This window comes from Thermodesulfatator atlanticus DSM 21156, assembly GCF_000421585.1.
GTDB classification, from domain to species: Bacteria; Desulfobacterota; Thermodesulfobacteria; order Thermodesulfobacteriales; family Thermodesulfatatoraceae; genus Thermodesulfatator; species Thermodesulfatator atlanticus.
In genome coordinates this window covers 1-1687 of sequence record NZ_ATXH01000052.1, presented here as the reverse complement: position 1 = coordinate 1687, position 1687 = coordinate 1, and the positions used below count along the sequence as shown (strand labels likewise).

Annotated in this window: 1 rRNA gene; it reads right to left on the bottom strand. The window is 60.3% G+C overall.

What is annotated here, in order from left to right:
• Positions 1-1476: ribosomal RNA gene (locus H528_RS0111855) — 16S ribosomal RNA — on the bottom strand; the annotation flags it as partial.
• Between the last annotated feature and the right edge of the window lie 211 nt (positions 1477-1687).

Sequence of the window (1687 nt, the reverse complement as noted above, 5' to 3'; positions counted from 1 at the left end):
AAGGGGTTGGGATAGCGACTTCGGGCAGAGCCAGCTTCCGTGGTGTGACGGGCGGTGTGTACAAGGCCCGGGAACGTATTCACGGCGGCATGCTGATCCGCCGTTACTAGCGATTCCGGCTTCACGGGGTCGAGTTGCAGACCCCGATCCGAACTGAGGACGGCTTTCTGGGATCTGCTCCCCCTCGCGGGTTCGCTTCCCTCTGTACCGCCCATTGTAGCACGTGTGTAGCCCTGGGCATAAGGGCCATGATGACTTGACGTCATCCCCTCCTTCCTCCGGGTTGTCCCCGGCAGTCCCCCTAGAGTGCCCGGCTTCACCCGCTGGCAACTAAGGGCGAGGGTTGCGCTCGTTGCGGGACTTAACCCAACATCTCACGACACGAGCTGACGACAGCCATGCAGCACCTGTGCTAGGGCTCCCAGGCTAAGCCCGGGCACCCTCCCATCTCTGGAAGGTCCCCTAGCATGTCAAACCCAGGTAAGGTTCTTCGCTTTGCATCGAATTAAACCACGTGCTCCACCGCTTGTGCGGGCCCCCGTCAATTCCTTTGAGTTTCAGCCTTGCGGCCGTACTCCCCAGGCGGGGTGCTTATTGCGTTAGCTTCGGCACGGAAGGTTTAACCCCCCACACCTAGCACCCATCGTTTACGGCGTGGACTACCCGGGTATCTAATCCGGTTTGCTCCCCACGCTTTCGGGCCTCAGCGTCAGGTGCCGTCCAGCCGGCCGCCTTCGCCACCGGTGTTCCTCCCGATATCTACGGATTTCACCCCTACACCGGGAATTCCGCCGGCCTCTCCGGACCTCAAGCCAAACAGTTTCGAACGCAACTCCGGGGTTGAGCCCCGGGCTTTCACGTCCGACTTGTCCGGCCGCCTACGCCCCCTTTACGCCCAGTGATTCCGGGCAACGCTCGCCACCTCCGTATTACCGCGGCTGCTGGCACGGAGTTAGCCGTGGCTTCCTCTGGGAGTACCGTCAAACTCCACGGGCTATTAACCCGTAAGCCTTCTTCCTCCCTGACAGGGGTTTACGACCCGAAGGCCTTCTTCCCCCACGCGGCGTCGCTGGGTCAGCCTCTCGGCCATTGCCCAAGATTCCCCACTGCTGCCTCCCGTAGGAGTCTGGCCCGTGTCTCAGTGCCAGTGTGGCCGACCACCCTCTCAGGCCGGCTACCCGTCGTCGCCTTGGTGAGCCGTTACCTCACCAACTAGCTGATGGGACGCGGGCCCCTCTTGGGGCAGGTGCTTGCTATGCAGTGGCACCCTTTCTTCCCTCGGCTCGCGCCTCAGGAACGTATCCGGTATTAGCCACCCTTTCGGGTGGTTATCCCAGACCCCAAGGTAGGTTACCCACGCGTTACTCACCCGTCTGCCGGTGTACTCGGGCACCGAAGTGCCCTTTCCCCCTCGACTTGCATGTGTTAGGCACGCCGCCAGCGTTCGCCCTGAGCCAGGATCAAACCCTCACGTTAAACCGTGAAAGCCGCCGGCTCATTTATCCACCGGCAAGGCTACCCCTTTCTCTTCTCTCTAGGGGCTCGCTTGCTGCCGCTATTCAGTTTTCAAAGATCAGCCATCTCAAGGCAAGCTTAAATATTATCACACATAAAAACACTCGTCAAGCACTTGCTTGCGAGTGCCTTATCTTAACCTGCCTTGATACCAAAGAACGTGCCGCTTTCC